The organism is Streptomyces sp. PH10-H1 (genome assembly GCF_030063355.1).
Classification (GTDB): domain Bacteria; phylum Actinomycetota; class Actinomycetes; order Streptomycetales; family Streptomycetaceae; genus Actinacidiphila.
On sequence record NZ_JASISZ010000001.1, the window covers coordinates 108,308 to 133,910 of the forward strand.

A 25,603-nucleotide genomic window follows, 5' to 3' on the forward strand; every position below is an offset into this window, starting at 1 on the left:
GTTGAAACGGATAGCCGGAAAGCTTTCGTCAGTCAATGGCTGTGGCGTGAGCCGGCAGAAGATTCCCCTGGATGGCCAGGACCGCCGCGTAGTACTCGGCCCGGATGCAGCGGATGTTCTCGTCGCCGGCCGGGCTCGCCGACAGCCGTCCCTCGGGGCTGATCAGGAGTGCCGCACCGGTCGGCCTGCAACCGGCCAGCAGGTACCCGAAGCGCCGCTCACCGCTCTGCGGCGGGAGTGCGGCCAACTCCCCGCGTACGGCCGCAGCTCCGGCGCCGGGCAGGCCCGCCAGGTAGGCGTTCAGCTGGGCCGGCCGGGTCACCTCGGCGGCCTTGGACCGCTGGTCCTGAGCGCTCACGACGTCGAGACGCGTGAACGCCACCGTCCTGCCGGGGCCGGCCGGGGTGGCTACCTCGCTCCCGTTCCCGAACATCGGGTGCTTCGGCATCCGGCTGCGCGGTACCTCGAACACCGCCGTGGCCCGGTACGGGGCCAGGCACTCCGGCATGGGCTTCGGCTGGTTGACGCCGAGCGTCAGCCGGTCGCCGGTGGCGAGAAGCGTCGCCCCGGTGGCCTGACTGCAGCCGGTGGTCTCCACCCAGCCCACCAGCACATTGCGCGAGAAGTCCGTCGTCCGGGTTCGCGCGGCGATCTCACGGGCCGCCTGCGGGTCGTTTCCCGCGAACCAGCTCGGGAAGCGGGCCAGCTCGAGCTGGCTGTTCACCACCGTGTGGATCCCCGGCGGCCTGCGCACCCCGACGGAGAAGTACACGACCCGGGACTCGATCCCATGAGCCCCGGGCTTGCCGGGGACCGACGAGGGACCGCCGGACGAAGGGCTGCCCGATGGGGAACCATCGGTCGACGGCGCGACCGTCGACGGTGAGGCGGACGCACTGTGGTCGCCACCGGCGCTGTCGGAGGGATGCGTGCCGGTGGCGGACCGCTGCTGGCCGCAGGCGGTGAGGAGAGCGGCCAGTGACGCTGCCAGCGCCATGACCGACACGGCTCTGCGGAGCTTCCTCAGCGGCATGAGCCTTGGACGGGCGAATCCGCGGACCGGTTCCGCGCGGTGGCTGGGCATGGGCCCATGGTCGCGTCAGCCGGGGCCACTGGGCAGCGTGTGATGGGCCGTTTGGCCGAGAGCGGAGGGGGACGGCGCGGCGACCCTCCCAGGTGACCGATCTGGTGACCGGCTCCCGGGATCGGCCTCAGGGGCCGGCTCCGGTGTCACGCCGAGCTGGCGAGCAGCCGTGACAGGTGTTGCCTGGCCGGTGCCAGCAGCCCCGAAAGATCCGCCACATGCGGATACCAGCGCTTCTCGTACTCCCAGCACAACCAGCCGTCCCAGTCCGCCCGGCTCAGCAGCTCAATGGTCTCCGCCAGCGGCAGCACACCCGCACCCAGCGGCAGCGGGGTGGTGTCCTCAGCCGAAGCGATGTCTTTGACCTGCACATATCCGAGGTACGGGGCGAGTACGGGGTAGGTGGCGGACGGTTGCTCGCCGCCGCGCCAGGTGTGCATCACATCCCAGATCGCACCCACGCTGCGGTGCCCGACCAGACCCAGGATCCGGGCCGCGTCCGCGCCGGTCCGGTGCGAGTCATGCGTCTCGAGGAGCACCCGCACCCCGAGGTCGGCGGCTTCCGGCGCCACCGCAGCGAGCCGCCGAGCGGCGTGCTCGTCGGCCTCCGCCGCCGGCAGCTCTCCGCCACCAGGGAAGACCCGCACGAACGGGGCCCCCAGATCGGCCGCGAGCGCGAGATTGGCCCGGAGATCCGCCAGCACCGGCCCATCGTCCCCCGGCGCGGCGACCTTGGTGTAGGCCGCCACCGTCAGGATCTCCACCCCCGACTTCTCGAACTCCGCCACGACCGCGTTCCGTTCCGCCGGTGAGAGGCCGGTGTGCACTGGTTCCTCGGCATTGGCCCGGATCTCCACTCCGTGGAAACCATGCTCAGCGGCGAGACGGACGACCTGCTCGATGGGGAGTGCGGGGACACCGAGGGTGGAGAACGCGAGCTTCATCCGCCGGACACTAGGCACCGTGCCGGGCGCGGTCAACCTCTGACGATGCCCTGCGCGCGCGCTGCCGCCAGCCAGTCCGGGAACTCCGCCATCAGCTGGTCGTACAGGCCCGCGTCGGGTATCGCGAGCGGGTCCTTGCCGGCGGCGAAGAACCCGGCGTTGTCCACCACTCGTTTGGCCGGTACCGGAAGTTCGTCCAGTCGGCGCAGGAAGCGGAACTCATCCGCGCCGAAGCCGACGAACTGCCAGAAGAGGGGCAGCGCCGCCGCCCTGCACAGCACCTCGGTGGCGGCGCCCTTGTTGATCGGACCGCCGTCCGTCTGGAAGACGACGAAGGCGGGCACGGTCGCGCCCGACCGCTGGTAGTGCGCGATCACCGCTTCCATGGCGGCCGCGTAATTCGTTCTCCCCATGTGCCCGTACGACTTGTTGAGCGCGTCGATCCGCCCGCTGTAGTCGGTCAGCGAGACCTCGGCGATGCCGTCCACCCCGGTGGAGAAGAAGACGACCGGGACGGTGCCGTCGTCGTCGAAGTGCGCGGCCAGCCCGAGGATCTGCTCGGCGAGGTGCTGGACCGTGCCGTCCTTGTAGAATTCGCGCATGCTGCCGGACCGGTCCAGGATGAGATAGACGGCGGCCCGCTCACCGGACAGCCGGTGCTTGTCCAGGCTGACGGCGGCCTGTTTGTAGAGGCTGACCAGGCCCGGGGCGGTCTGCTGGACCTTGTCGAGCGAAATGGGCATGAATCCTCCTGAGCCGTATGCGGCGTTTTCTACAGCACCAGACGCCAGTCCTGTCCCATGAGTTCCTTGCCGAAGCTGTGATGCGGCTTCTCCGCGAGGAGCTCGAACCCGGCTCTCTGGTAGATCCTCCGGGCCGCGGACAGTACGTCATTCGTCCACAGCACCAACTCGCGGTAGCCGGCGTCGCGGGCGAAGGATATGCACTGCGCCACCAGCCGGTCGCCTATGTGGTGCCCCCGCGCACCCGGTTCGACCAGGAGCAACCGCAGTCGCGCGGCGCCGGGCACCTCGTCGCGGACGCAGAAGACACAGCCGGCCGGCGCGCCGTCGAGCTCCGCCATCCACATCGCCTCGCGCCCGGGATCCGGATGTGCGGCGAAGTCCGCGATGATCCGGGCCACCAGCGCTTCGTACTCGCTGTTCCAGCCGAATTCGGCCGCGTACACCTCCGCGTTCCGCTGGATCACCCATCCCAGATCGCCGGGTTGCGGCCCGCGCAGTTCTATCCGGGCCGGGCCCGGCTGCCGGTCGTCATGCAATATCTCCCGGACGGTGCGCATGGCTTCGGCCAGCCGCGGGCGGTCCCGCGCCGGCACCTCGCTCAGCAGCGACCCGACCGCTTCCTCGGCGCGTTCCTCCAGGAGTGTGGCCGCCTCCCGGCCGCGCGGAGTCAGCTCTATGCGCTGCCGCCGGGCGTCCCGCTCGGACGGCGCGCGGGTGACCAGCTGCTGTTGCTCGAACTTCGACAACATGCGGCTCAAATGCCCGGCGTCGAGGGAGAGTTCCACTCGGAGGTCGGCGGCGTCGGTCCGGCGGGAGTGTGCGAGTTCGTACAGCACCCGCGCTTCGGTCAGGGTGTACGGGGTGTGCAGATGGCGGCTGTAGTCCAGTGCGCCGATGAGGTTGGTGTAGAAGCGGTTGAAGGCGCGGATCTCTTGCACGGCCATGGGATCACCTCGAATTCCTTTGCCTGAGTCAAAGGTAAGGTCCCGTCGGCACCATGAAAAGGCCTGTGGATAACTCACCGGATGCTTCGCCGGACAGCGAAGCGGCCCGGCCCGGCGATCGGCTCAGGCAGTGCCGCCCCGCGGCCGCGCCGTGGACGCGCGCACCATCAACTCCGTACGAATCGTCGCGAGGCCGCACGGCGGCGGAGCCTGGCGCCCCATGACGAGGCGGCCGGCCCGGGCGCCCGCCTCCTGCAACGGGATGCGGACCGTGGTGAGGGCCGGGGTGGCGTCCACGCTGAACGGCAGATCGTCGAAGCCCGCCACCGAGATGTCGCCCGGAATGCTGAACCCCCGGTCGCGCACCGCCGCACACACACCCAGCGCGACAGTGTCGTTGGCGGCGACGATGGCGGTCAGCGAGGGTTCCCGGCGCAGGAGTTCCAGCGCCGCGTCGTAGCCGGAGGAGCGGTCGTACGAGCCGTGCACCGTGAGCCGCTCGACGTCGGGGCCGCCGGAGGGCAGGCCGTGTGCCGCCAGTGCCGCCCGGTGGCCCTCCAGCCGGTGCCGGGTGGTGGTGCGGTCGGCGGGGCCCGCGACATAGCCGATCCGGCGGTGGCCCAGCGAGAGCAGATGCTCAGTGAGCCGCCGCGCGCCGCCCAGGTTGTCGAACGCGACAGTGGCGACGGGTATCGCCGTGGCCGGGGGGTCCAGCGGGGGGCGCCCGCACAGCACGATCCGAGTTCCGGACTCCGCCAGCCGGGCGAGCCGTGCGGCGACCGCCGCGCCGTGCCCGGCGCCCTCGATCGCGCCTCCGGTGATCACCACGCCGGCCGCGCGCTGGCGCTCCAGCAGGGTGAGGTAGGTGAGCTCGGCCTCGGGGGAGCCTCCGGTATTGCAGACCACCGCGAGCTTCCCGCCACCAGGAGCGGACCCGTCGCTGATCTCGGCCTGTACGGCGCTCGCGATCAGCCCGAAGAACGGGTCCGCGACGTCATTGACGAGCACGCCGACCAGGTCGGATGTGGCGGCGGCGAGCGCCCTGGCCTGCCCGTTGACCACGTAGTCGAGATCATCGACGGCCCGCTGCACGCGTTCGCGGGTGCTGCCGGCAACCGGGTAATTGCCATTGAGGACGCGCGAGACGGTCGCGGACGACACCCCGGCGCGCGCCGCGACATCGGCGAGGGTCACTGCCATCTGCGTCCGTACCTCCTGCTGGTCGTCCCGGGACCGCACCGCCCGTTGCGGGACATGTTCTCACCTTGTCGGATCGGTCCGCTCAGGGCTAGCGTGCCCGAGAAGAAAGCGCTTGCTATCGCTTGCCGGGCGGTCGCAGCCGAAGGGGAGGAACCGACGTGACACGCAGGACAGTGCGGATCGCCATGAACGGCGTCACGGGCCGCATGGGCTATCGACAGCACCTGGTCCGCTCGATCCTTAGCCTGCGGGAGCAGGGCGGGCTCGACCTCGGGGACGGCACGACGCTGTGGCCCGAGCCGGTTCTCGTCGGCCGTCGCGAGCACGCGCTGCGCGCGATGGCGGACCTGTACGGCCTGGAACACATCTCCACCGACCTCGACGCGGTCCTCGCCGACCCCACCGTCGAGATCTATTTCGACGCGCAGGTGACAGCGGCCCGTGAGGAGTCGGTGCGCAAGGCCATCGCCGCCGGAAAGCACATCTACTGTGAGAAGCCCACCGCGACTTCGCTCGACGGCGCCCTGGAACTGGCCCGGCTCGCCACCGCCGCCGGCGTCAAGCACGGCGTGGTCCAGGACAAGCTCTTCCTCCCCGGGCTGCTCAAGCTCAAGCGGCTCATCGACGGCGGCTTCTTCGGGCAGATCCTGTCCATCCGCGGCGAGTTCGGCTACTGGGTCTTCGAGGGCGACTGGCAGAGTGCCCAGCGGCCGTCCTGGAACTATCGCTCCCAGGACGGCGGCGGCATCGTCGTCGACATGTTCCCGCACTGGGAGTACGTGCTCCACGAGCTGTTCGGCCGGGTCCGTACCGTCCAGGCGCTGACCGCCACCCACCTTCCGCGCCGCTGGGACGAGCAGGGCAAACCGTACGACGCGACCGCCGACGACGCCGCGTACGGCATCTTCGAACTCGACAGCGGAGCCATCGCGCAGATCAACTCCTCCTGGACAGTCCGCGTCAACCGCGATGAACTGGTGGAGTTCCAGGTCGACGGCACCCATGGCTCGGCCGTCGCGGGCCTGCGCAATTGCCGCGTACAGCACCGCTCCGCGACCCCCAAGCCGGTCTGGAACCCGGACCTCCCGGTCACCGAGCCCTTCCGCGACCAATGGCAGGAGGTCCCGGACAACGCCGAATTCACCAACGGCTTCAAGAGCCAGTGGGAGCTGTTCCTGCGGCATGTCGTGCTCGATGAGCCGTGGCAGTGGGACCTGCTGGCCGGCGCGCGAGGCGTCCAGCTCGCCGAACTGGGCCTGAGGTCGTCCGCCGGGGGCCGCCGCTTCGACGTACCGGAGCTGTCCCTGTGAGCGGCAGGACGGGCATCCGGCTCCCCGGCGTTGCGGGCGAACTGCGCTCCTATGTGCCGCGCACCCAACCCGCGGTGCACGCTCCGGGCGGCGAACTGCGCAGCCGCATCGTCTACTCGGCCGCGCACGTCGTCGCCGACCCCTACCGCAGCGTCCGCGACGGGCCGGCCGCCATCGACTGGGACGCCACCCTCGCCTTCCGCCGCCACCTGTGGTCCCAGGGACTCGGCGTCGCCGAGGCGATGGACACCGCCCAGCGCGGCATGGGTCTGGACTGGGCGGGCGCGGCCGAACTGATCCGCCGCTCCGCCGCCGAGGCACGTTCCGCCGGCGGAAGGATCGCCTGCGGCATCGGCACCGACCAGCTCATGGCGCCCGCCCGGACGCTCGCCGAAGTCATCGCGGCCTACGAGGAGCAGCTCGCCGTCGTCGAGGAGTCCGGCTCGCGGGCCGTCCTCATGGCGTCCCGCGCGCTGGCAGCCCTGGCCAAGGGCCCGGAGGACTATCTGGAGGTCTACGGCCATCTGCTGCGCCAGTCGGCCGTACCCGTCATCCTCCACTGGCTGGGCCCGATGTTCGACCCGGCGCTGACCGGTTACTGGGGCAGCGATGACCTCGACGCCGCCACGGGCACGTTCCTCGACGTCATCGCGGCCCACCCGGACAAGGTCGACGGGATCAAGGTGTCGCTTCTCGACGCCCGGCGCGAGATCGGCCTGCGACGCCGGCTGCCCAAGGGCGTGCGCTGCTACACCGGCGACGACTTCCATTATCCCGAGCTGATCGAGGGCGACGAGCAGGGCTTCAGCCATGCGCTGCTCGGCATCTTCGACCCGCTGGCACCGGTCGCGGCCGGCGCCGTGCGCACCCTGGACACGGGGGACGCGGCCGGTTTCCGGGCGCTCCTCGACCCGACCGTCCAGCTGTCCCGGCACCTGTTCGGCGCTCCGGCGCGCTTCTACAAGACAGGTGTCGTGTTCCTGGCCTGGCTGGCGGGTCATCAGTCGCACTTCACGATGGTGGGCGGGCTGCAGTCGGCACGCTCCCTCCCGCACCTCGCGCGCGCCTATGAACTGGCCGACGGCCTCGGCCTGTTCCCCGACCCGGCGCTCGCCGAGGCGCGGATGCGGCAGCTGCTCGTCATCAACGGGGTGCCCGCATGACCGGTGACCTGGTGCGGCTGAGCATCAACCAGGAGACCATCAAGCAGTGGTCGCTGCCCGAGCTGGCCGACGGCTGCGCCAGGCTCGGAGTGCCGGGCGTGGGTCTGTGGCGCGCACCGGTCCAGGAGTACGGAGTCGAGCGCGCTGCCCGGCTGATGCGCGAAACCGGCCTCTTGGTGACGTCTTTGTGCCGTGGCGGCTTCTTCACCGCGACCGACCCCGCCGCCCGGCGTACGGCGCTGGACGACAACCGGGCCGCGATCGACGAGGCGGCCGTCCTGCAAACCGACACCTTGGTGCTGGTTTCCGGCGGCCTCCCCTCCGGAGACCGCGATATCGCGGCCGCGCGGGAGCGGGTCGGCGACGCGCTGGCGGAGCTGGCTCCGTATGCCGCCGAACGGTCGGTGCGGCTCGCGATCGAACCGCTGCACCCGATGTACGCCTCGGACCGCTGTGTCGTCTCCACGCTCGGCCAGGCGCTGGACATCGCGGAGCGCTTCCCCGCCGAGCAGGTCGGGGTCGTCGTGGACACCTATCACCTGTGGTGGGACGACCGGGTCCCGGCGCAGATCGTCCGGGCGGGCGCTGCCGGCAGGATCGCGTCCTTCCAACTCGCGGACTGGGTCACACCGCTCCCCGAGGGCGTACTGCTGGGTCGCGGGCAGCTCGGGGACGGCTGCGTTGACCTGCGACGTTTCCGCGAGCAGGTCGACGCGGCCGGGTTTTTCGGCGCCATGGAGGTGGAGATCTTCAACCCCGCCCTGTGGGCGCGTGACGGCGCCGAGGTTCTCGCGGAGATCGCCGGACGGTACCGCGAGCACGTGCTCTGAAGAATCTTGAAATTACTTCTGTCCGGCGTACAACCGTTTGTAGGGGTGGTCGGTCTTATAGGCATCAAGGTTCCCGGGAGGGGTTCGGGGAACTGAGGTAGTGATATGCGCCCGAGGGGGGCTTCGGGGGTACTGGGGGAACGGCAAAGGGGTCCGGCTCACGCCGGACCCCTTTCGTCTGTCCTGCTTCGTCTGTCATGCGGGTTGCGGGCGGCGGGCTGTGCGCGCGTGCCCGCGGGCTCCGCGCGTGACGCTCACCGCCCGGCGCTCACTTCGCGGAACGGGCGCGCTTGGCGAGCACCGTCGCCACCACCGGGATGACGAGTTCGAGCGCCCCGGCGACAGCCGCGACCGGTAGGCCCGTCTTCTTCGACACGGCCCGGGCGGTCGGCGCCGTCACCTTGCGCAGCACGGTGAGCAGCATGCCGCCGCCAGCTGCCGACCCCAGTACCCCCAGCCCGGCGAAGCCGGCGGCCCCGGCAGGCGGCTCGGGTTCCGTCGCGGCCTGTTCCAGCGCCTGGCTGAGCTCGGCGGTGCCGCCCGGGGTCACCGCGTCATCGGTGAGGACACCGGTCAGCGAGGTGACCGAGGTCCCCACAAGCTTCCGGGCCGATTCCGGATCGGTGCCCAGCAGACCCGCGATCTCCTGGAGCCGGTCGTCGCCGATTTCGGACAGCACTTCGTTCTGCAGCGGTTCGTCGCTCATGCTCCGGACGCTACGCGCGAAGGCCGCCGGCGGCCCGTGGTGGGCGGCCGAACGCGTTAGAGCCTGCCCCTGGAGGGCGGGGCTGGGGCGGGGCTATCGCAGGGAGGCGTACACGATGAGGTTGTCGACGGGGTGGCCGCCGGCGTCCAGGGAGCCGTCGCAGGTGACCAGCCGCAGTACGGGGGCGGCGGTGGGACCGTAGACCTTCTCCGCCGGGAAGGCGTCCTTGTCCACCGTCTCGGTGCCGGTCACGGTGTAGTGCACGGTCTTCCCGGCGGCGTCACGGACGCCGATGTCCGTGCCCTTCTTCGCCTTGCCGAGGTCATGGAAGACGGCCTTGCCGTAGCGGGTGTCTTTGTGGCCGATGAGCACGGTGCGCCCTTCTCGCAGGGGGCGGCGCTGCCGCTGTACCAGCCGGCCGTCATGCCCTTGTCCGGCGGCGGGACCTGGACCGTCTGGTCGCCGTTGAGGCCGAGACGCATCAGCGAACTGTCCACGCCGATGGAGGGAATCGTCACCCGCGTAGGAGCCGCGCTCCGACCCGGGGCGGTGGAACCGGACACGCTGGAACCGGACATGCTGGAGCCGGAAGGTGAGACCTCCTTGCCGGAGGCGCCCCCGCCCGATGCGCAGGCGGCCAGCGAGCCGACGAGCAGCACGGCGAACAGCGCCATCACCGTGCGCAGGGGGCCGATCCGAGGAGTGCGGCGGGACATGGGTGCCTCCTGGGCACGTGAGGAGATGCGCGGTGGGGCGCCGCCCGTTGCGGCGGCGCCCCGTTCCGCCAGGCTCAGTTCTCGCAGCGGCGGCGCGGCGGCGCATCACGACGATGCCGGCGCCCGCGACTGCGGCGGCCGCGGCGGCGCTCCCGGCTATGGCGGCCGGACTCATGCCGTGGTCGGCGGCGATGATCTGCTCACCGGCGGCCACGCCGCCCTTGGGAAGGGCCTTCTTGCCGTGGGTGCTGACGGCGCCCTTGTCCTTGTCCTTGTCCTTGGCCGCGGACTTGTCGGTGGACTTGTCGCCCTCCAGCCAGGAGGTGATCCTGCCGTCCTTGTGGAGCGTGATGTGCAGCCCGTTGTGGTTGGCCGTCGGGTAGCGGTGGTCAGCGTGCCGACGACACCGGCGTTGGGGCCGTTCACGACAGTGATGACGGCTTTGTAGCCGCCGCCCGGCTGCTGCGTCACGGTGGCGACGCTGCCGTCCTTGAGGGTGAACGTCTTGGCGGTGCTCGGGACCTGAGGAGAGGTGACGGGGGCGGCGGTGTCGCCGTCCGCCGCGAAGGCGCCGGTGACCGGGACGAGCACCGCGCCGGTCACGTCGGCCGTGGCGACGAGGGTGCGGAGGGAGGCGCGGGTGGTCATGGGGGTCTCCGTATGCGGATCGACAAGTCGGGGATATTTGCGGTGGTGTGTGCCGACATCCACAAAGTTATGAGGAATGCCCTGGCCGGGGCCTCGGGAGAATGGCCATAGGCCCATCGGCCGAAAAGACGGGAACACCGGGACCGGCGTCAGCCCAGCGGCGTACGAGGCGCGCGCCGGAGTTGTCCACAGGCGTACCCGGAGTGTCGGGGGCAGGCGGTACCTTCGGATCAGATCGCCGCTGGGAAGCCGTTGAAGGCCGTTGAAGGCCATTGAAAGCCGCCGGGAGCCGCTGAGGGGGGAGGCCGGGTCATGGGGGATGCGAGACTCGCCGTGCTCGAAGCCGTCCTCGAGCGGATCACCTACGCCAACGAGGACAACGGCTACACCGTCGCGCGGGTCGACACCGGCCGCGGCTCCGGCGACCTGCTGACTGTGGTCGGCGCCCTGTTGGGGGCGCAGCCGGGCGAATCGCTGCGGATGGAGGGCCGTTGGGGCTCTCACCCGCAGTACGGCAAGCAGTTCACCGTGGAGAACTACACGACCATCCTGCCCGCGACGATCCAGGGGATACGCCGTTATCTCGGTTCAGGGCTGATCAAGGGGATCGGGCCCAAGATCGCCGACCGGATCGTGGAGCACTTCGGCACCGGGACCTTGGATGTCATCGAGGGGGAGCCGAAGCGACTGAACGAGGTGCCGGGGCTGGGTCCGAAGCGGACGAAGATGATCGCCGTCGCCTGGGAGGAGCAGAAGGCGATCAAGGAGGTGATGGTCTTCCTGCAGGGAGTGGGCGTGTCCACCTCCATCGCGGTGCGGATCTACAAGAACTACGGCGACGCGTCGATCTCCGTGGTGAAGAACCAGCCCTACCGGCTGGCAGCCGATGTGTGGGGCATCGGCTTCCTGACCGCCGACCGGATCGCCCAAGCGGTGGGGATACCGCACGACAGCCCTGAACGGGTCAAGGCAGGGCTCCAGTACGCCCTGTCGCAGGCCACCGACAGCGGGAACTGCTTCCTGCCCGAGGAGCAGCTGCTCTCGGACTCAGTCAAGCTGCTGCAGGTGGACGCCGGGCTGGTGATCGACTGCCTCGCGGAGCTGGTGGGTGAGGAGGGTGTGGTCCGGGAGTCGGTGCCGGATCCGGGGGGCGGAGATCCGGTCAGGGCGGTGTACCTGGTGCCCTTCCACCGGGCGGAGATCTCGCTGGCCGGCCAGCTGCTCAGGCTGCTCCGCGGGCCGGAGGACCGTCTTCCGGTCTTCCAGGACGTCCAGTGGGACAAGGCGCTGTCCTGGCTGGCCGAGCGCACCGGCGCGGATCTGGCGCCCGAGCAGCAGCAGGCGGTGCGGTTGGCGCTGACGGAGCGGGTCGCGGTGCTCACCGGCGGGCCCGGCTGCGGCAAGTCGTTCACCGTGCGCTCGGTGGTGACTTTGGCGCAGGCGAAGAAGGCCAAGGTGGTGCTGGCCGCACCGACCGGCCGCGCCGCCAAACGGCTGTCCGAACTGACGGGCATGGAGGCGTCGACCGTGCACCGGCTGCTGGAACTCAAGCCCGGCGGTGACGCGGCCTACGACAAGGACCGGCCGCTGGACGCCGACCTGGTGGTCGTGGACGAGGCTTCGATGCTGGACCTGCTGCTGGCGAACAAACTGGTGAAAGCGGTGCCGCCGGGCGCGCATCTGCTGTTCGTCGGGGATGTGGACCAGCTGCCGAGCGTCGGCGCGGGCGAGGTGCTGCGGGATCTGCTGGCCCCGGGCAGCCCGGTCCCGGCCGTACGGCTCACCCGGATCTTCCGCCAGGCCCAGCAGTCGGGTGTGGTGACCAACGCCCACCGGATCAACTCGGGGGTCCCGCCGATCACCCAGGGGCTGCCCGACTTCTTCCTCTTCCCCGAGGAGGACACCGAGGCGGCGGGGCGGCTCACCGTGGAGGTGGCGGCCCGGCGGATCCCCGCCAAGTTCGGCCTCGATCCCCGCCGCGACATCCAGGTGCTCGCCCCGATGCACCGCGGTCCGGCCGGGGCCGGTGCGCTGAATGCCCTGCTCCAGCAGGCCATCACCCCGGCCCGCCCGGACCTTCCGGAACGCCGGTTCGGCGGCCGTACGTTCCGCGTCGGCGACAAGGTCACCCAGATCCGCAACAACTACGAGAAGGGGGAGAACGGCGTCTTCAACGGCACGGTCGGGGTGGTCACCGCGCTGGACACCGTCGAACAGAAGCTCACCGTGCTCACCGACGAGGACGAGGAGATCCCGTACGACTTCGACGAGCTGGATGAGCTGGCCCACGCGTACGCGGTGACGATCCACCGTTCGCAGGGCAGTGAATACCCGGCCGTGGTGATCCCGGTCACGACGGGTGCCTGGATGATGCTGCAGCGGAATCTGCTGTATACGGCTGTTACCAGGGCGAAGCGCCTTGTGGTGCTGGTCGGCTCGCGCAAGGCGATAGCCCAGGCGGTGCGTACAGTTTCGGCCGGCCGGCGCTTCACCGCCCTCGATCACCGGCTCTCCCAGAGCGCGAAATAGGCACTCCGTGCCATGTTTCGGCCCTATGGCCGACCCCGAGTGCACGCGCCAGTGCCAAATGGGGGACAGTGGACCAAGTCAGGGCACCTCGAAGAAGAGGCAAAACCGTCGGTGAGGGAATGACGTGAGCGACAACTCTGTAGTACTGCGGTACGGGGACAGCGAGCACAGCTACCCGGTGGTCGACAGCACTGTCGGCGACAAGGGCTTCGACATCGGCAGGCTGCGCGCCGACACCGGTCTGGTAACCCTGGACAGCGGATACGGCAACACCGCGGCCTACAAGTCCGCGATCACTTTCCTTGACGGTGAAGAGGGCATCCTTCGCTACCGCGGTTACCCGATCGAGCAGCTCGCCGAACGCGGCAGTTTTCTCGAAACCGCCTATCTGTTGATCAACGGTGAGCTGCCGACCGTCGATGAGCTTTCCACCTTCAAGGGTGAGATCACCCAGCACACGCTGTTGCACGAGGACGTCAAACGGTTCTACGACGGCTTCCCGCGCGACGCCCACCCGATGGCGATGCTGTCGTCTGTGGTCAGCGCGCTGTCGACGTTCTACCAGGACAGCCACAACCCGTTCGACCCGCAGCAGCGCCATCTGTCCACGATCCGGCTGCTCGCCAAGCTGCCGACCATTGCGGCCTACGCGTACAAGAAGTCCGTCGGCCAGCCGGTGGTCTACCCGCGCAATGACCTCGGCTATGTCGAGAACTTCCTGCGCATGACCTTCTCGGTGCCTGCCGAGGAGTACGAGCTCAACCCGGTCGTCGTCGGCGCCCTGGACAAGCTCCTCATCCTGCACGCGGACCACGAGCAGAACTGCTCGACTTCCACGGTCCGCCTGGTCGGCTCCTCGCAGGCGAACCAGTTCGCCTCGATCTCGGCCGGCATCAGCGCCCTGTGGGGCCCGCTGCACGGCGGCGCCAACCAGTCGGTGCTGGAGATGCTCGAGGGCATCAAGAACGACGGCGGCGACGTCGACGCCTTCATCCGCAAGGTGAAGAACAAGGAAGACGGCGTGAAGCTCATGGGCTTCGGGCACCGCGTCTACAAGAACTTCGACCCCCGGGCGAAGATCATCAAGGCGGCTGCGCACGATGTCCTCTCCGCGCTCGGCAAGTCCGACGAGCTGCTGGACATCGCGCTCAAGCTCGAGGAGCACGCGCTCAGTGACGACTACTTCGTCTCGCGCAAGCTCTACCCGAACGTGGACTTCTACACGGGCCTGATCTACCGGGCCATGGGCTTCCCGACCACTATGTTCACGGTGCTCTTCGCGCTCGGCCGGCTTCCCGGCTGGATCGCCCAGTGGCACGAGATGATCAAGGAGCCCGGATCCCGTATCGGCCGCCCGCGCCAGATCTACACGGGCGTCGAACTGCGCGACTACCTTCCGGTCGAGTCCCGCTGACCAAGGTGCACGCGCCGCACGGCACGCGGCAGTGAGTGCCGGGTGCGGACACCGCCGCGAACACTGCGGCGGACAGAACCGCAGAGCATGCGGACAGAACCGCAGAGCATAAAGAAGCGCCCCGCGCTGGATCCCCCCACGGGTCCGGCACGGGGCGCTCCCGTCCCCCGGATCGGATCCCCCCACGGGTCCGTACCGGGTGCTTTGTGGCGCGCTATGCCGGGACGAGAAAGGCCCGAGAGGGCCGCTCAAGCTCTCCGGGCACTTTCGCCCCGGCGACGCGATTGGGCCGTCCCCCAAGACAGCCCGCTCATTCACCCCACCACGCTCCCCGGGAGCGCGGTGTTCGCTTCCATAGACCCACGAGTGGCGGTAATGGTTACGTTCCATTCGGTGTGATCTACGTCTCTTTGTGGCCCGAGGCCCCCGCTCGCGGGCCGTGGTGGCCGATCCCGTAGCGTGCTGTCACTTCTCGAGGGGCGGAGCGCATGGCACAGAACGAGACAGCGGGCCGGAACATCGTCGTGACCGGTGGCGGTACGGGCATCGGCCGGGCCATCGCGACCCGGTTCGCCGGGTCGGGAGACCGTGTCACGATCGTCGGCCGCCGCCGGGAAGTGCTCCGGGCCACCACCGAGGAGCTGCGCGGCGAGCACGGCCTGGACGTCACCCCCGTCGCCTGTGACCTCGCCGATCCCGATGATGTGGAGACCGCGCTCACCCGGCTCCCGGACCGGGTCGACGTTCTCGTCAACAACGCAGGCAGCCGGGAGCTGGCGATCGGGACGGGTCCGCATGGAGTGCGGACCCGTTGGCGCGGCGACTTCGAGCGCAATGTGCTGACCGCGGTGCTGCTGACCGAGTCCCTGCGGGACCGGCTCACCACGGACGGCGGCCGGGTGATCACCGTGACCTCGGTCGCGGCACTGCGCGGAGGCGGCTCGTACGGCGCGTCCAAGGCCGCCCTGCACGCCTGGAACCACTCGCTGGCGGCCCAGCTCGGCCCGCAGGGCGTGACCTGCAACATCGTCGCTCCAGGGACCGTCGCCGGCACCGAGTTCTTCGGCGCCCGGCTCAATGACGCCGAGCTGACCCGGCGGGCCGGGCGCACCCTCGTCGGCCGGGTTGGCAGGCCCACCGACGTGGCAGCGGCCGTGGTGTTCCTGGCCTCGCCCGAGGCGGGTTTCATCACGGGCGAGATCCTGCAGTGCAACGGCGGCGAGCTGCTCGGCCGCTAGGGCCTGTCCGGTACCGGTCCGTTCCGCGGTCCTGCGACTCCAGGCGGAGCCTGGCTGGACCCTGAGGATGACCTCTTCCTGGCAATCCCCTGGGAAACCCCCCATCAGAGCGAAACTCTCTTGCGGCGTTCCAGCCGCCGCTGCCAGCGTGGATGTACGGCGGGAAGAGGGGCAGCCTCATGGACGTTGAAAAGCTTGTGCAGTCATTCGACTTCACCGCCGGTCTCGTTGAGCACCTGCGGGGTGGAAACGTCGTGTGGGCATACGCGCTACTGGCCGCGACCACGCTGCCACCGCTCGTGCCCAACGCTGTGCTGCTCGTAACCGGCGGAGTGCTGGCGGCCCAGGGCCGGCTGGACATCACTCTCGTCCTCCTGGTGGTCGCGCTGAGCGCTCTGCTGGGGGACATGCTGATCCACCGCGCCGGGCGGGCCGTGAGCGGACGCGTCGTGTCCCGTATCCACCGCAGGCCCCGGCAGGTCGCCCTGCTCAGATGGGCGGCGCTGCGTATCCAGCGGTATGGGGTGCCGTTCGTGATCGCGGTGCGCTTCCTGCCGAGCGGGCGCCTGGTCGGCGGCCTCGCGGCCGGCGTCGTCCGCTATCCCGCGCGCCGCTATCTGGCGGGAGCGGGCGTGGCCGAGGCGGTGTGGGCCACCTACTCCGTCGGCGTCGGCTATGTCAGCGGCCGAGCGGCCTCCAACTCCCTGTATGCCGTCGGGCTCGGTTTCGGCACCTCCCTGCTGGTGGCGGGTGCGGGGATGCTGGCCCAGTGGGCCTCCCGGACCCGCGAACGGCACCAGTTGGCGGTCCCCTTTCCCGCAGTTCTCCCCGCGCCCGCCCCGGCGCCCGCTACTGCGGTGGTTGCGGCGTCGGCTTCGGTTCGGACCCCGGCCTCGGTACAGCCAGGGCCGGCCCCGGGCGCTGGGCCGCACCAGGTCCCCGGGACCGGCGGGACGCCGGGAATCCACCCGTCGGACAGCAGCCTGAAGGCGGGTTTCTGCGGGTCGGCCGGGCGCGGCAGATAGCTTCGAGGACCTGCCCGGGCTCAGTGGCGGTCCTGCCCGGGCTCAGTGGTGGCCGAGCGGGGGACGGGACTCGGTGCCGACGTACGGGGCCAGGTAGCGATACAGCAGGCCCTTCAACTCATCGATGTACGCGACCTGTTCCGCGCCCTCGTGGGCCAGGACGAGCTCCAGGCCCGTCTTGAACATGGCGAACGCGAATTCGGAGATGCGGGCGCAGTCCTCGGCCGACAGCATTGGCGCGCGCAGCTCGATCATCCGGCCTACCCGTTCCAGCAGGGCGGCATGCAGCTGATCGTGTTCATCGGTCACCTTGCCCGGCGCGTCGGGGCCCTTGATCAGCGCGAGAAATGCCGGGTTGGCGCAGTTGAAGTCGATGAACGGATCGACTATCCGGTCGATCATCTCGGAGAGCGGGAGCGCGGCGTTCTCCGGCGTGAAGACCAGGCCATGCGTCTGCTGCATCTGGCGTATGAGCCGGCCGCCGAGTTCGACCGCGATGGCTTGCTTGTTGGGGAAGAACTGGTAGAGCGTGCCCGGGGAGACGCCGGCCTCGCGGGCGATGGCGTTCGTGCTCGCCGCGCGGTATCCGGACGTGCAGAACACGCTCGCGGCCGCCTCCAGTAGCTGCGTCACCCGCCGCTCGCCGCGCGCCTGCCGACGGCGCGGCTTCTCCTCCACCTCGGACACGTGTAGGCCCCAATCATGATTGACAAACGCGAGTGGCCGCTCGCATTATTGAAAACGCGAGTGGCTGCTCGTGTTTTTCATTCTATGCTTGCTCTACGGGGAGGGGACACCTCAGTGATGCCCGATGTCAACCGCGAGCGAACCGTCGGGGGCTGGACCGGGGTGGTCACCGCCCGGCCCAGGCTCACGCTGCTGCTGGCGCTGCTTTTCACCGCTCTCGCCGTGGTCGCCGGAAGCGGTGTAGCGGACCGTCTGAGCGGCGGCGGATGGGAGGCTCCGGACTCCGAGTCGTCCTATGCGACCAAGGCGCTGGAAGAGCGGTTCCCCGCCTCCCAGCCCAATCTCGTCCTGCTGGTGGACAGCCGTGGAGCGGGCGTCGACAGCCCTCAGGTGGCCGCCGCGGGACGTGAACTGGCCCGCAGGCTCGCCGCCGACGCGTCCATCGCCGGCGTCACCTCGTACTGGAGCACCGGAGCGCCCGGACTGCGCGCGAAGGACCACGGCGAAGCTATGATCGCGGCCCGGATCGTGGGCGGCGACGATGCGGTGGGCGCCGCCGTCGAACGCATAGCGCCCGAATACCGGGGGGTCAGGGGGCCGGTGGACGTGCGGATCGGCGGCGTGGCCGCTGTCCGGCACGAGCTGCAGAGCACCATCGAGGACGACCTGGTACGTGCCGAGATGATCGCGCTGCCGGTCACCCTCGTACTTCTGGTGATGGTCTTCGGCAGCGCGGTCGCCGCCCTGTTGCCGCTGGGCGTGGGCATCATCGCGATCCTGGGGACCAACGCCGTGCTGCGCGGCATCACCACCTTCACCGATGTCTCGCTCTTCGCGCAGAGCCTGACCACCGTGCTCGGGCTGGGACTCGGTATCGACTATGCGCTGTTCATCGTGCGCCGCTTCCGGGAGGAACTGGCCGACCGGGGCGACCCCTTGCAGGCGGTGGGCGCGACGCTGCGCACCGCCGGTCGTACGGTGCTCTTCTCGGCGCTCACCGTCGCCGCCGCGCTCGCGGCGATGCTGGTCTTCCCGCAGTACTTCCTGCGTTCCTTCGCCTACGCGGGTATCGCGGTGGTGCTGCTGGCGGCCGCCGCCGCGCTGATCGTGCTGCCGGCTGCACTGCTGCTGCTCGGACACCGGGTCAACGCACTGGACCTGCGGAGGCTGTGGCGGCGCCGAAGGGCCTCCGCCACAGAGCCCCGCGAGCCCGGAGCCGGATACGCCGGGCTCGCCCGGCTGGTGATGCGGCGCGCCCCGCTCTTCGCCATCGGCGCCACCGCGGGACTGCTCCTGCTCGGACTGCCGTTCCTGCAGATCCAGTTCGGCACCGCCGACGACCGTCAGCTCCCGGCCGGCGCCGAGTCGCACGCCGTTCAGCAGCACATACGCGAGGCGTTCCCGGGCAACCCGGGCGGTGGAATCACTGTGCTGGCCGAGGGAAGTCCCAGCAGGGGCGCCCTTGCCGGCTACGCGGGACGGCTGGCCGCACTGCCGGGTGTCGTCCGGGTCGACGGCCCCTTCACCGCGCCTGACGGCGGTGCGGCGTACCTCACCGTGCTGCCCGGGACCGAGGCCGTGGACACCGCCACGCAGGACCTGGTGGGGGCGATCCGCGCCGTGGACGCTCAGTTCAAGACATCGGCCACCGGCCAGGCGGCCGTCCTGGTCGACGCCCAGAAGGCCATCGCCGACCGCTTGCCGTGGGCGGTCGGGATGATCGCCGTCGTCACCTTGCTGCTCGTGTTCCTTCTCACCGGCAGTGTGGTGATACCGCTCCAGGCGGTGCTGCTCAACGCGTTGAGCCTGACCGCGATGTTCGGGGCGGTGGTCTGGGTGTTCCAGGACGGGCACCTGTCAGGACTGCTGGGGTTCACCGCGACCGGCAGCATCGAGACCACTCTCCCGGTCCTGATGTTCTGCCTGGCCTTCGGACTGTCCATGGACTACGGGGTCTTCCTCCTGTCACGGATCAAGGAGGAGTACGACCGCAGCGGCGACCATCAAGGAGCGATCGTCTTCGGCGTGCGGCGCACCGGCGGACTCATCACGGCCGCCGCGGTGATCCTCGCTGTCGTCATGGTGGCCATCGGCACCTCACGGGTGGCCAACACCAAGATGCTCGGCCTGGGTATCGCCCTGGCCGTTCTCATGGACGCCATGGTGGTGCGCACCCTTCTGGTCCCGGCCGTCATGAAGCTGACCGGCCGGGCCACCTGGTGGGCGCCGCCCGCGATTCGCCGTTTCCATGACCGATTCGGCATAAGCGAGGGCGGCGGGGGAGTGGAGCAGGACACGGCTCGTGCCCCGCAGCGCGATCAGGAGCGGGACCCCGAGTCGGTTCGGTAGTCGATGGGTCAGTAAGGATCCCGGCGGCCCCGGTTACCGGGCCGCCGGGCGCTCCAGGCCCGGATGGTGTCGGCGTACCAGAACGGTTTTCCGCTCTCGACGACATCCGGAGCAGGCAGATGCCCATGCTTGCGGTACGAGCGCACGGTGTCGACCTGCACCCGGATATGTGCGGCGATCTCTGCGTATGACCACAGGGTCCGGTCGGTCATGTCACGCACCTCCCTACGGTGGGGTGGCTGTTGATCAGCAACGCTTGTCCTGTGAACGACGTGCAGTGAGTGCCGCATGGGGCTGTTGATTGTTTGTGACGTGGAACCCGCGTAATGGTGACAAACGTCGCAGACAGGTGACGTCCCCCACCAGGGTGGGGCTAACCCCCGTACGGATTCACCGGGCGCCGCCAGTGCACAGGTAGTTGTGCACAGATCACTGTGTACCCATGGCGAAATAACGACCCACCAAGGAGATCGGCGATCTCGCGGCGCTCAAGGCGCTCGCGCACCAGCGCCGTCAACAGATCCTCGATCACCTGGCGCTGCACGGACCGGCCACCTCGGCGACCCTCGCCCGTGCCCTCGATCTGAACACCGGAGCCACCAGCTACCACCTGCGGGAGCTGGGCCGTCACGGGTTCGTCGAAGAGGCCGAAGAGGCGGTGCGGGGGCGGGGACGCGAGCGCTGGTGGCGGGCGGCCCCCGCGGACCTGCGGTTCCCGCAACGCATCCGGCAGAGCGACGAGATGCGGCCGGTCGTCGACGAGATGAACCGCCTCGCGTTCGCCGCCGACCTCGCGCTCTTCGAGCGCTTCCAGCGCGAGACCGAGGGCGTCTGGGCGGACGGCCAGCCGTACTCCCGGGGCTCGATCCAGGTCACTCTCCCCGAACTGCGCGAGTTCTTCGAGGAGTACATCGCCCTGGTCAACCGGTACAAGCGAGCCGGCGATGAGCTGCCGGAGGGCGCGCGGAACGTACTGACCCGGTTCCTCGCCTTTCCGGCACCGGCCGAGGGCGCGACCACGGACCCGGCCGACGACACGACGGACAGCACGGCCCGCGACACGACCGAGGACACGACTGACGACCTGGCCGGCGAGACGGCCGACGACACCACGAACGGGGACCCGTCATGAGTACGCGTACAACCGACCGCGCAGCGGTCGCGCCGGCCGTACGACTGGCGGCCGTCACCAAGACCTATGGCCGTGGGCCCCGCGCCGTACGCGCCCTGGACGAGGTCAGTGCCAGCATTCCGCGCGGCTCTTTCACCGCTGTGACGGGACCGTCGGGCTCCGGCAAGTCCACCTTCCTGCACTGCGCGGCGGGACTGGACACCCCCACCAGCGGCACCTCCCACCTTGGCAACTCCGAGCTGACCGGCATGAACGAGACCCGGCTGACCCAGCTGCGGCGCAGCCGGGTCGGATTCGTCTTCCAGACGTTCAACCTCGTCCCCGCGCTGACCGTCCGCCAGAACATCGCGCTCCCGCTCAGGCTCGCCAAGCAGCGGCTCGAACCGGCCTGGCTGGAGGAGATCCTGCGGCGCGTCGGACTGACCGGCCGTGCGGACCATCGTCCCGCGGAGCTGTCCGGAGGACAGCAGCAGCGGGTGGCCATCGCCCGTGCGCTGATCACCCGTCCCGACGTGGTGTTCGGCGGTGAGCCGACCGGCGCCCTGGACACTGTCACCGCCAAGGAGATCCTCGGCCTTCTGCGCGGCTGCGTCGACGAAACCGGCCAGACCGTGGTCATGGTCACTCATGACCCCATCGCCGCTTCCTACGCCGGCACCGTGCTCTACCTCGCGGACGGCCGCATCGCGGGCCGCGACGACGAGCCCACTGCCGACCGGGTGGCCGAGCGCATGACGCACCTCGGGGCGTGGTCCTGATGATGCGCTACGCACTGCAGACCGTGCGAGCCCGCAAGGGCGGTTTCGCGGGAGCTTTCCTCGCCCTCTTCTGCGCCGCGGCGCTCGTCACTGCGTGCGGAGTGCTGCTGGAGACCGGTCTCCGGGGCGAGATCGCGACCGAGCGGTACGCGGCCGCACCGATCGTCGTCGCCGCCGACCAGAACGTGCACCAGACCACCGTCAAGGAGACGAAGGGCAAGACCAAGGTCAAGAACAAGGCCAAGCCCCTCGCGGAGCGCGTCTGGCTGCCGGACACCACGGTGGAGACCGTCCGCCGGACGCCCGGTGTGCGGGCCGCCGTCCCCGAAGTCACCTTCCCCGCCTACGCGGTGAGCCGGAGTGGAGGCAACAGCAAAGATCAGAACGGGAGGCCGTCCTACGGACACGACTGGGCCTCCGCCGCGCTCACGCCCTTCACCCTCACTGAAGGCCGCGCCCCGCAAACGGACGGCGAGCTCGTCATCGACCGTGAACTCGCCGCTCGTGCGGGCCTGAAGCCGGGCAGTAGCGTCACCGTCCAGTCCACCCAGGCCCCGCGCACCTACCGGGTCACCGGCATCGCCGCCGCCCGGGACGGCCATCTGCGGCAGCAGAGCTCGCTGTTCTTCACGACAACCGAGGCCGGGCGGCTGGCCGGTCACCCCGGCCGGGTCGGCGCGATCGGCATCCTGCCCGCACCCGGTGCCGACACCGGCGCTCTCGCCGCGAATCTCGCCGCCGCACTGGACGGCACCAAGGCCCAGGTGCACACCGGCGCCGACCGCGGACCGGTGGAATTCCCCGACGCGGCCAAGGCCAGGATCAAACTCGTCAGCATGGGCGGCGCGATCGGCGGCACGTCCCTGCTCGTCGCGATGCTCGTGGTCGTCGGCACCTTCGCGCTGACCATCCAGCAGCGCTACCGCGAAATCGCCCTGCTGCGCGCCATCGCCGCCACCCCGAAGCAGATCCGCCAACTCATCGGCCGGGAGGCGCTCCTGGTCGGCCTGGCGGCAGGCACCCTCGGTTCCTCGCGGGGCTGCTGGTCGCGTACTGGCTGCACGCCAAGTTTGTTGACTTCGGGGCCGTCCCTGACACCCTGCGGATTGCCTGGAGCCCCTTCCCGATGATTGCGGCGGTCGCTGCCGCGCTGTTCGGCGGCTGGTCCGCCGCGCGGATATCCGCGCGCAGGGCGGCCCGGATCCGTCCTGCGGAGGCGCTCTCGGAAGCCGCCATGGAGACCCGTACGTCTCCCTGGGGCCGGTTGCTCGCGGGCGGGCTGTTCCTGGCCGGCGGGATCGTCCTGCTCGTCGTGCTCAGCGGTCTGCGGACCGAGCCCGCGTCCACACCCGTCACTTCCTGACCGTGGTGGTCCTTGCCGTCGCGGTGTCCCTGCTCGGGCCGCTGCTGGCCAGGGGCGCCGCCGCAGTGCTGGCCCTTCCGCTTCGCGTCTCCCGTATCGGCGGCCATCTCGCCGCCGCCAATGTCCGCACCAACTCCAAGCGCCTGTCGGCGGCGATCACTCCGCTGGCCCTGCTCGTCGGCATGACCTGCACCGTGATCTTCGTCCAGACGACCATGGGTCATGCGGCTCAGCAGCAGGCCGCGGCGGGAAACCGCGCCCAGTGGGTGCTCGGCTCCGCCGCACCCGGTGTGCCCGGCGAAGCAGCCGCAGCCGTGCGCGAGGTCCCCGGCGTCACCGCCGTCACCGAAGTCGTACGGACCAGCGTGCGCGTCGGTCTCGCGAAGTACACGGCGCAGGGTGTCGCTCCCGCCGGGCTGACCACCACCTGGGACCCCAAGGTCACCCAGGGCACGCTCAAGGGATTCGGCGACGGCGACATAGCGCGCAGCGAGGTCGCGGCGGACGGGCTCGGCGTCCGGCCGGGCAGCACCGTACGGCTCACCCTCGGCGACGGCACTCGCCGTCCTCATGGTGAGGGCGGTCTACGCACGCGGCCTCGGATTCGGCGATCTGACGATGTCCCACGGCCTGATCGCACGTCATGTCGACGATCCGCTCTCCGCGGCCGTCCTCATCGCCACCGACGGCCGCGTGGACCGTGCCGCTCTCGGCATCGCGGTCAAGGACTTCCCGGGTGTCGCGGTCCTGGACCACGACCAAGCGGGAGAGGTCCAGGCGGAGGTCCAGCAGTCCAACGCCGAGGTGAATTACCTGGCGATGGGCCTCGTGCTCGCCTTCACCGCCATTGCCGTGGTCAACACCCTCGCGATGTCCACCGCCGACCGGTCCAGGGAGTTCGCGCTGCTGCGGCTCGTGAGCACCACCCGCCGGCAGGTGTTGCGGATGCTGCGTCTGGAGGCGCTGACGGTGGTGCTCGTCGGCGCGGTCCTCGGCACCGCGATAGCCCTGGCCACCCTGACCGCTTTCAGCCTTGGGATGACGGGGGCGGCGGCCCCGCGGCTCGATCCCGCCGGATACGCGCTGATCGTTGCCCTGGCGGCGGCTCTCGCGCTGCTCGCCACCGCCCTCCCGGCCCGGCTCGCGCTACGGGTCCGGCCCTCTGAGGCGATCGGCTGAACACGAAGAAGTCCCTGGACACGAAGAAGTCCGGTTCGAACCCTTGCTCCTGTGATGGCTACCGGACAGTATCGGCAGCCATCCGTACGGGAGCCCGAGCCTGAGAGGTGGGCCATGCGCCTGCGCCGTACCGCCACCGCACTCGCCGTCAGCGCCGCTCTCCTGGGCGCGGGAACCCTCCCCGCCGCCGCTCAGGCCGGTCACATCGACGAGGCAGCGCCGGTTGCCGCGGCTCCGTACCGGGCGGCGTCACCCGCTGCGACCGGCACCGTCACCACACCCGACGGCCGGACCTACCTCGCCGACCGGCAGGGCCGTGCCCTCCAATTGCACGGCCTCAACCTCGGGAAGACGGACATCGTCACCGAAGCCGGAATCGCCGAGCTGGCCGCGAGCGGTTTCAACCTCGTACGGCTCAACATCCAATGGCAGAAAGTCGAACCGAGCCGCGGCGACTACGACACCGCCTACCTCCGCTACCTCGGCCGGGTCATGGGCTGGGCGGACCGGTACGGCGTTCTGGTCCTCGTGGACTGGCATCAGGACGTCTTCGGCCCGGCCTTCGGCTTCAACGGTGTCCCGGCCTGGGCCACCCGCACCGACGGCATCCCGTACGAGCCGCTGCCCGGCGACGACTGGTTCGCCAACTACTTCCAGCCGGCCGTCGGCGCCGCCTTCCGTCACCTCTACAACGACGCCGACCTGCGGGCCGCCCAGGCCGCCGCGTACACCAAGGTCGCGGCGACATTGCGCGGCCACCGGTCCCTCCTCGGGTACGACCTGTTCAACGAGCCGTTCGGTCCGTTCACGGGAGACCCCACCGACCCGGCCGCGCAGATCGAGAACTCCGCCGAAATGGAGCGCGGCCGGCTCGCCGGCCTCTACCAGCGCCTGATCGCCGCAGTCCGCAAGAGCGACCAGGACGCCTGGCTCTTCGTCGAGCCCACCGTCCTCATCGGCCAGGGTGTGCCCACCCAACTGCCCGGCTTCACCGACCCGCGTGATGGCGCCGACCGCATCGGCTACGCCCCGCACTACTACGACACCGCCGTTGAGAACGGCGCCGACTGGGACCCCAACGACGGCTTCATCGAAGCCTACGAAGCCGTCATCCGCGCGTATCCGGCCGCCCACGGACTGCCGGTCCTGGTCGGCGAATGGGGACCGGCGAAGGCCACCGGCAGCGGCAACGCCGAGTTGATACGCCGTCAAATAGCATCCATGCGGGGCTTTGCCACCGGCTGGGCACTCTGGTATGACTGCCATGCCGCCGATGGCGGCGGCTACTGCGCCTTCAACGCCGACGGCCATCCCGCGCCCGGCAAGGAGCCGGTCTTCGCCCCCTATGCGCCGGCGATCGCCGGAACACCCGGCCCGGAGTCCTACGATCCCGCCACCCGCACCTACACCCTCGCCCTGACCGCCACCGCGGTCTCCTGCCACGCCTGGACGGAACTGGCTCTGCCGGCCACGGCCTTCCCGCACGGCGCCAGAGTGTCCGTCACGGGCGCCCGCGGCGCCATCGTCCACCAGGCAGCCGGCACGGCACGGATCCTGCTCCCGACGACTGGGCCGGGCACGCACGTGACAGTGACGGTCACACCCCGTCGGATGCCCGTGCGCGGCAACTAGTCCGCG

At 70.0% G+C, this 25,603-nt stretch carries 20 protein-coding genes and 3 pseudogenes; 13 read left to right on the top strand and 10 right to left on the bottom strand.

The features are described 5' to 3' along the window. Positions 1-28: 28 nt before the first annotated feature. The 5 genes from QMK24_RS00460 to QMK24_RS00480 all read right to left on the bottom strand — a co-directional run bounded on the left by QMK24_RS00460 (position 29) and on the right by QMK24_RS00480 (position 4,918). Positions 29-1,084, bottom strand: a complete 1,056-nt coding sequence (locus tag QMK24_RS00460; protein WP_283462985.1) for a hypothetical protein — start codon at positions 1,082-1,084, stop codon at positions 29-31. A 146-nt stretch (positions 1,085-1,230) separates the two neighbouring features. Next, positions 1,231-2,028: a sugar phosphate isomerase/epimerase family protein gene (locus tag QMK24_RS00465; RefSeq protein ID WP_283462986.1), complete on the bottom strand. Its 798-nt coding sequence runs from the start codon at positions 2,026-2,028 to the stop codon at positions 1,231-1,233. 32 nt (positions 2,029-2,060) lie between these two features. Next, positions 2,061-2,771, bottom strand: coding sequence for a vWA domain-containing protein (locus QMK24_RS00470; protein WP_283462987.1), 711 nt, complete (start codon positions 2,769-2,771; stop codon positions 2,061-2,063). 29 nt (positions 2,772-2,800) lie between these two features. Next, positions 2,801-3,718, bottom strand: a complete 918-nt coding sequence (locus QMK24_RS00475; RefSeq protein ID WP_283462988.1) for a bifunctional helix-turn-helix transcriptional regulator/GNAT family N-acetyltransferase — start codon at positions 3,716-3,718, stop codon at positions 2,801-2,803. A gap of 123 nt (positions 3,719-3,841) precedes the next feature. Beyond that, entirely contained in the window at positions 3,842-4,918 is a 1,077-nt protein-coding gene (locus tag QMK24_RS00480; protein ID WP_283462989.1) for a LacI family DNA-binding transcriptional regulator, read from the bottom strand. 158 nt (positions 4,919-5,076) lie between these two features. Between QMK24_RS00480 and QMK24_RS00485 the strand changes: the two genes are divergently transcribed. Genes QMK24_RS00485 through QMK24_RS00495 form a run of 3 tightly spaced genes read left to right on the top strand, consistent with a single transcriptional unit; the run spans position 5,077 to position 8,221 of the window. Further along, positions 5,077-6,228 (top strand): Gfo/Idh/MocA family protein, encoded by a 1,152-nt coding sequence (locus tag QMK24_RS00485; RefSeq protein WP_283462990.1) that lies wholly within the window; start codon positions 5,077-5,079, stop codon positions 6,226-6,228. Beyond that, positions 6,225-7,391 carry a dihydrodipicolinate synthase family protein gene (locus tag QMK24_RS00490; RefSeq protein WP_283462991.1) on the top strand — a complete coding sequence of 389 codons (1,167 nt, stop codon included), beginning with the start codon at positions 6,225-6,227 and terminating at the stop codon, positions 7,389-7,391. The genes QMK24_RS00485 and QMK24_RS00490 overlap by 4 nt, the downstream gene beginning before the upstream one ends. Continuing rightward, a complete protein-coding gene (locus tag QMK24_RS00495) occupies positions 7,388-8,221 on the top strand; it encodes a sugar phosphate isomerase/epimerase family protein (protein ID WP_283462992.1) in 834 nt (277 codons plus the stop codon). Before QMK24_RS00490 ends, QMK24_RS00495 begins: the two co-directional genes overlap by 4 nt. Before the next feature lie 268 nt (positions 8,222-8,489). Here the strand turns inward: QMK24_RS00495 and QMK24_RS00500 are convergent, their stop codons facing one another. Continuing rightward, positions 8,490-8,927, bottom strand: coding sequence for a DUF937 domain-containing protein (locus tag QMK24_RS00500; RefSeq protein ID WP_283462993.1), 438 nt, complete (start codon positions 8,925-8,927; stop codon positions 8,490-8,492). A 93-nt stretch (positions 8,928-9,020) separates the two neighbouring features. Continuing rightward, positions 9,021-9,643 (bottom strand): annotated as a pseudogene (locus tag QMK24_RS00505) (class F sortase). Positions 9,644-10,603: 960 nt separating this feature from the next. On the opposite strand from QMK24_RS00505, the gene recD2 reads away from it, so the two are divergent. From recD2 to QMK24_RS00525, 4 genes are all read left to right on the top strand, one after another. Continuing rightward, complete coding sequence (gene recD2, locus QMK24_RS00510) at positions 10,604-12,820, top strand: SF1B family DNA helicase RecD2 (RefSeq protein ID WP_283462994.1); 2,217 nt, start codon at positions 10,604-10,606, stop codon at positions 12,818-12,820. Between the two features lie 124 nt (positions 12,821-12,944). After that, positions 12,945-14,234 (top strand): citrate synthase, encoded by a 1,290-nt coding sequence (locus tag QMK24_RS00515; protein WP_283462995.1) that lies wholly within the window; start codon positions 12,945-12,947, stop codon positions 14,232-14,234. A 488-nt stretch (positions 14,235-14,722) separates the two neighbouring features. Further along, positions 14,723-15,472, top strand: coding sequence for an SDR family NAD(P)-dependent oxidoreductase (locus QMK24_RS00520; RefSeq protein ID WP_283462996.1), 750 nt, complete (start codon positions 14,723-14,725; stop codon positions 15,470-15,472). A gap of 179 nt (positions 15,473-15,651) precedes the next feature. Then, positions 15,652-16,497 (top strand): DedA family protein, encoded by an 846-nt coding sequence (locus tag QMK24_RS00525; RefSeq protein ID WP_283462997.1) that lies wholly within the window; start codon positions 15,652-15,654, stop codon positions 16,495-16,497. Between the two features lie 42 nt (positions 16,498-16,539). Here the strand turns inward: QMK24_RS00525 and QMK24_RS00530 are convergent, their stop codons facing one another. Then, a complete protein-coding gene (locus tag QMK24_RS00530; protein WP_283462998.1) occupies positions 16,540-17,184 on the bottom strand; it encodes a TetR/AcrR family transcriptional regulator in 645 nt (214 codons plus the stop codon). Between the two features lie 117 nt (positions 17,185-17,301). Here QMK24_RS00530 and QMK24_RS00535 point away from each other — a divergent pair, with 117 nt between their 5' ends. Then, positions 17,302-19,533 carry an MMPL family transporter gene (locus QMK24_RS00535; RefSeq protein ID WP_283462999.1) on the top strand — a complete coding sequence of 744 codons (2,232 nt, stop codon included), beginning with the start codon at positions 17,302-17,304 and terminating at the stop codon, positions 19,531-19,533. Between the two features lie 8 nt (positions 19,534-19,541). Here the strand turns inward: QMK24_RS00535 and QMK24_RS00540 are convergent, their stop codons facing one another. Both QMK24_RS00540 and QMK24_RS00545 read right to left on the bottom strand, forming a co-directional pair. After that, positions 19,542-19,745 (bottom strand): helix-turn-helix transcriptional regulator, encoded by a 204-nt coding sequence (locus QMK24_RS00540; protein WP_283463000.1) that lies wholly within the window; start codon positions 19,743-19,745, stop codon positions 19,542-19,544. A gap of 161 nt (positions 19,746-19,906) precedes the next feature. After that, entirely contained in the window at positions 19,907-20,077 is a 171-nt protein-coding gene (locus tag QMK24_RS00545; RefSeq protein ID WP_283463001.1) for a hypothetical protein, read from the bottom strand. Between QMK24_RS00545 and QMK24_RS00550 the strand changes: the two are divergent. The 5 genes and pseudogenes from QMK24_RS00550 to QMK24_RS00570 form a co-directional block, all read left to right on the top strand. Beyond that, positions 20,072-20,143: pseudogene (locus tag QMK24_RS00550) on the top strand (ArsR family transcriptional regulator); the annotation flags it as partial. The gene QMK24_RS00545 and the pseudogene QMK24_RS00550 sit on opposite strands and share 6 nt — an antisense overlap. A gap of 48 nt (positions 20,144-20,191) precedes the next feature. Continuing rightward, the gene (locus tag QMK24_RS00555) at positions 20,192-20,665 is read left to right on the top strand and encodes a hypothetical protein (protein WP_283463002.1); all 474 of its coding nucleotides are present in this window, start codon (positions 20,192-20,194) and stop codon (positions 20,663-20,665) included. Next, positions 20,662-21,423 (top strand): ABC transporter ATP-binding protein, encoded by a 762-nt coding sequence (locus tag QMK24_RS00560; RefSeq protein ID WP_283463003.1) that lies wholly within the window; start codon positions 20,662-20,664, stop codon positions 21,421-21,423. Before QMK24_RS00555 ends, QMK24_RS00560 begins: the two co-directional genes overlap by 4 nt. Then, positions 21,423-23,965, top strand: a pseudogene (locus QMK24_RS00565) (FtsX-like permease family protein). Before QMK24_RS00560 ends, QMK24_RS00565 begins: the two are co-directional and overlap by 1 nt. Before the next feature lie 114 nt (positions 23,966-24,079). Further along, positions 24,080-25,597, top strand: coding sequence for a cellulase family glycosylhydrolase (locus QMK24_RS00570; RefSeq protein WP_283463004.1), 1,518 nt, complete (start codon positions 24,080-24,082; stop codon positions 25,595-25,597). Positions 25,598-25,603 lie beyond the last annotated feature (6 nt).

Excerpts from the sequence above, each read along its gene's own strand:
- QMK24_RS00535 (WP_283462999.1), top strand. The coding sequence starts at position 17,302 with ATGCCCGATGTCAACCGCGAGCGAACCGTCGGGGGCTGGACCGGGGTG.
- recD2 (WP_283462994.1), top strand. The coding sequence starts at position 10,604 with ATGGGGGATGCGAGACTCGCCGTGCTCGAAGCCGTCCTCGAGCGGATC.
- QMK24_RS00465 (WP_283462986.1), bottom strand. The coding sequence starts at position 2,028 with ATGAAGCTCGCGTTCTCCACCCTCGGTGTCCCCGCACTCCCCATCGAG.
- QMK24_RS00480 (WP_283462989.1), bottom strand. The coding sequence starts at position 4,918 with ATGGCAGTGACCCTCGCCGATGTCGCGGCGCGCGCCGGGGTGTCGTCC.
- QMK24_RS00495 (WP_283462992.1), top strand. The coding sequence starts at position 7,388 with ATGACCGGTGACCTGGTGCGGCTGAGCATCAACCAGGAGACCATCAAG.
- QMK24_RS00525 (WP_283462997.1), top strand. The coding sequence starts at position 15,652 with ATGGACGTTGAAAAGCTTGTGCAGTCATTCGACTTCACCGCCGGTCTC.
- QMK24_RS00560 (WP_283463003.1), top strand. The coding sequence starts at position 20,662 with ATGAGTACGCGTACAACCGACCGCGCAGCGGTCGCGCCGGCCGTACGA.
- QMK24_RS00500 (WP_283462993.1), bottom strand. The coding sequence starts at position 8,927 with ATGAGCGACGAACCGCTGCAGAACGAAGTGCTGTCCGAAATCGGCGAC.
- QMK24_RS00570 (WP_283463004.1), top strand. The coding sequence starts at position 24,080 with ATGCGCCTGCGCCGTACCGCCACCGCACTCGCCGTCAGCGCCGCTCTC.
- QMK24_RS00520 (WP_283462996.1), top strand. The coding sequence starts at position 14,723 with ATGGCACAGAACGAGACAGCGGGCCGGAACATCGTCGTGACCGGTGGC.
- QMK24_RS00540 (WP_283463000.1), bottom strand. The coding sequence starts at position 19,745 with ATGACCGACCGGACCCTGTGGTCATACGCAGAGATCGCCGCACATATC.
- QMK24_RS00460 (WP_283462985.1), bottom strand. The coding sequence starts at position 1,084 with ATGCCCAGCCACCGCGCGGAACCGGTCCGCGGATTCGCCCGTCCAAGG.
- QMK24_RS00470 (WP_283462987.1), bottom strand. The coding sequence starts at position 2,771 with ATGCCCATTTCGCTCGACAAGGTCCAGCAGACCGCCCCGGGCCTGGTC.
- QMK24_RS00475 (WP_283462988.1), bottom strand. The coding sequence starts at position 3,718 with ATGGCCGTGCAAGAGATCCGCGCCTTCAACCGCTTCTACACCAACCTC.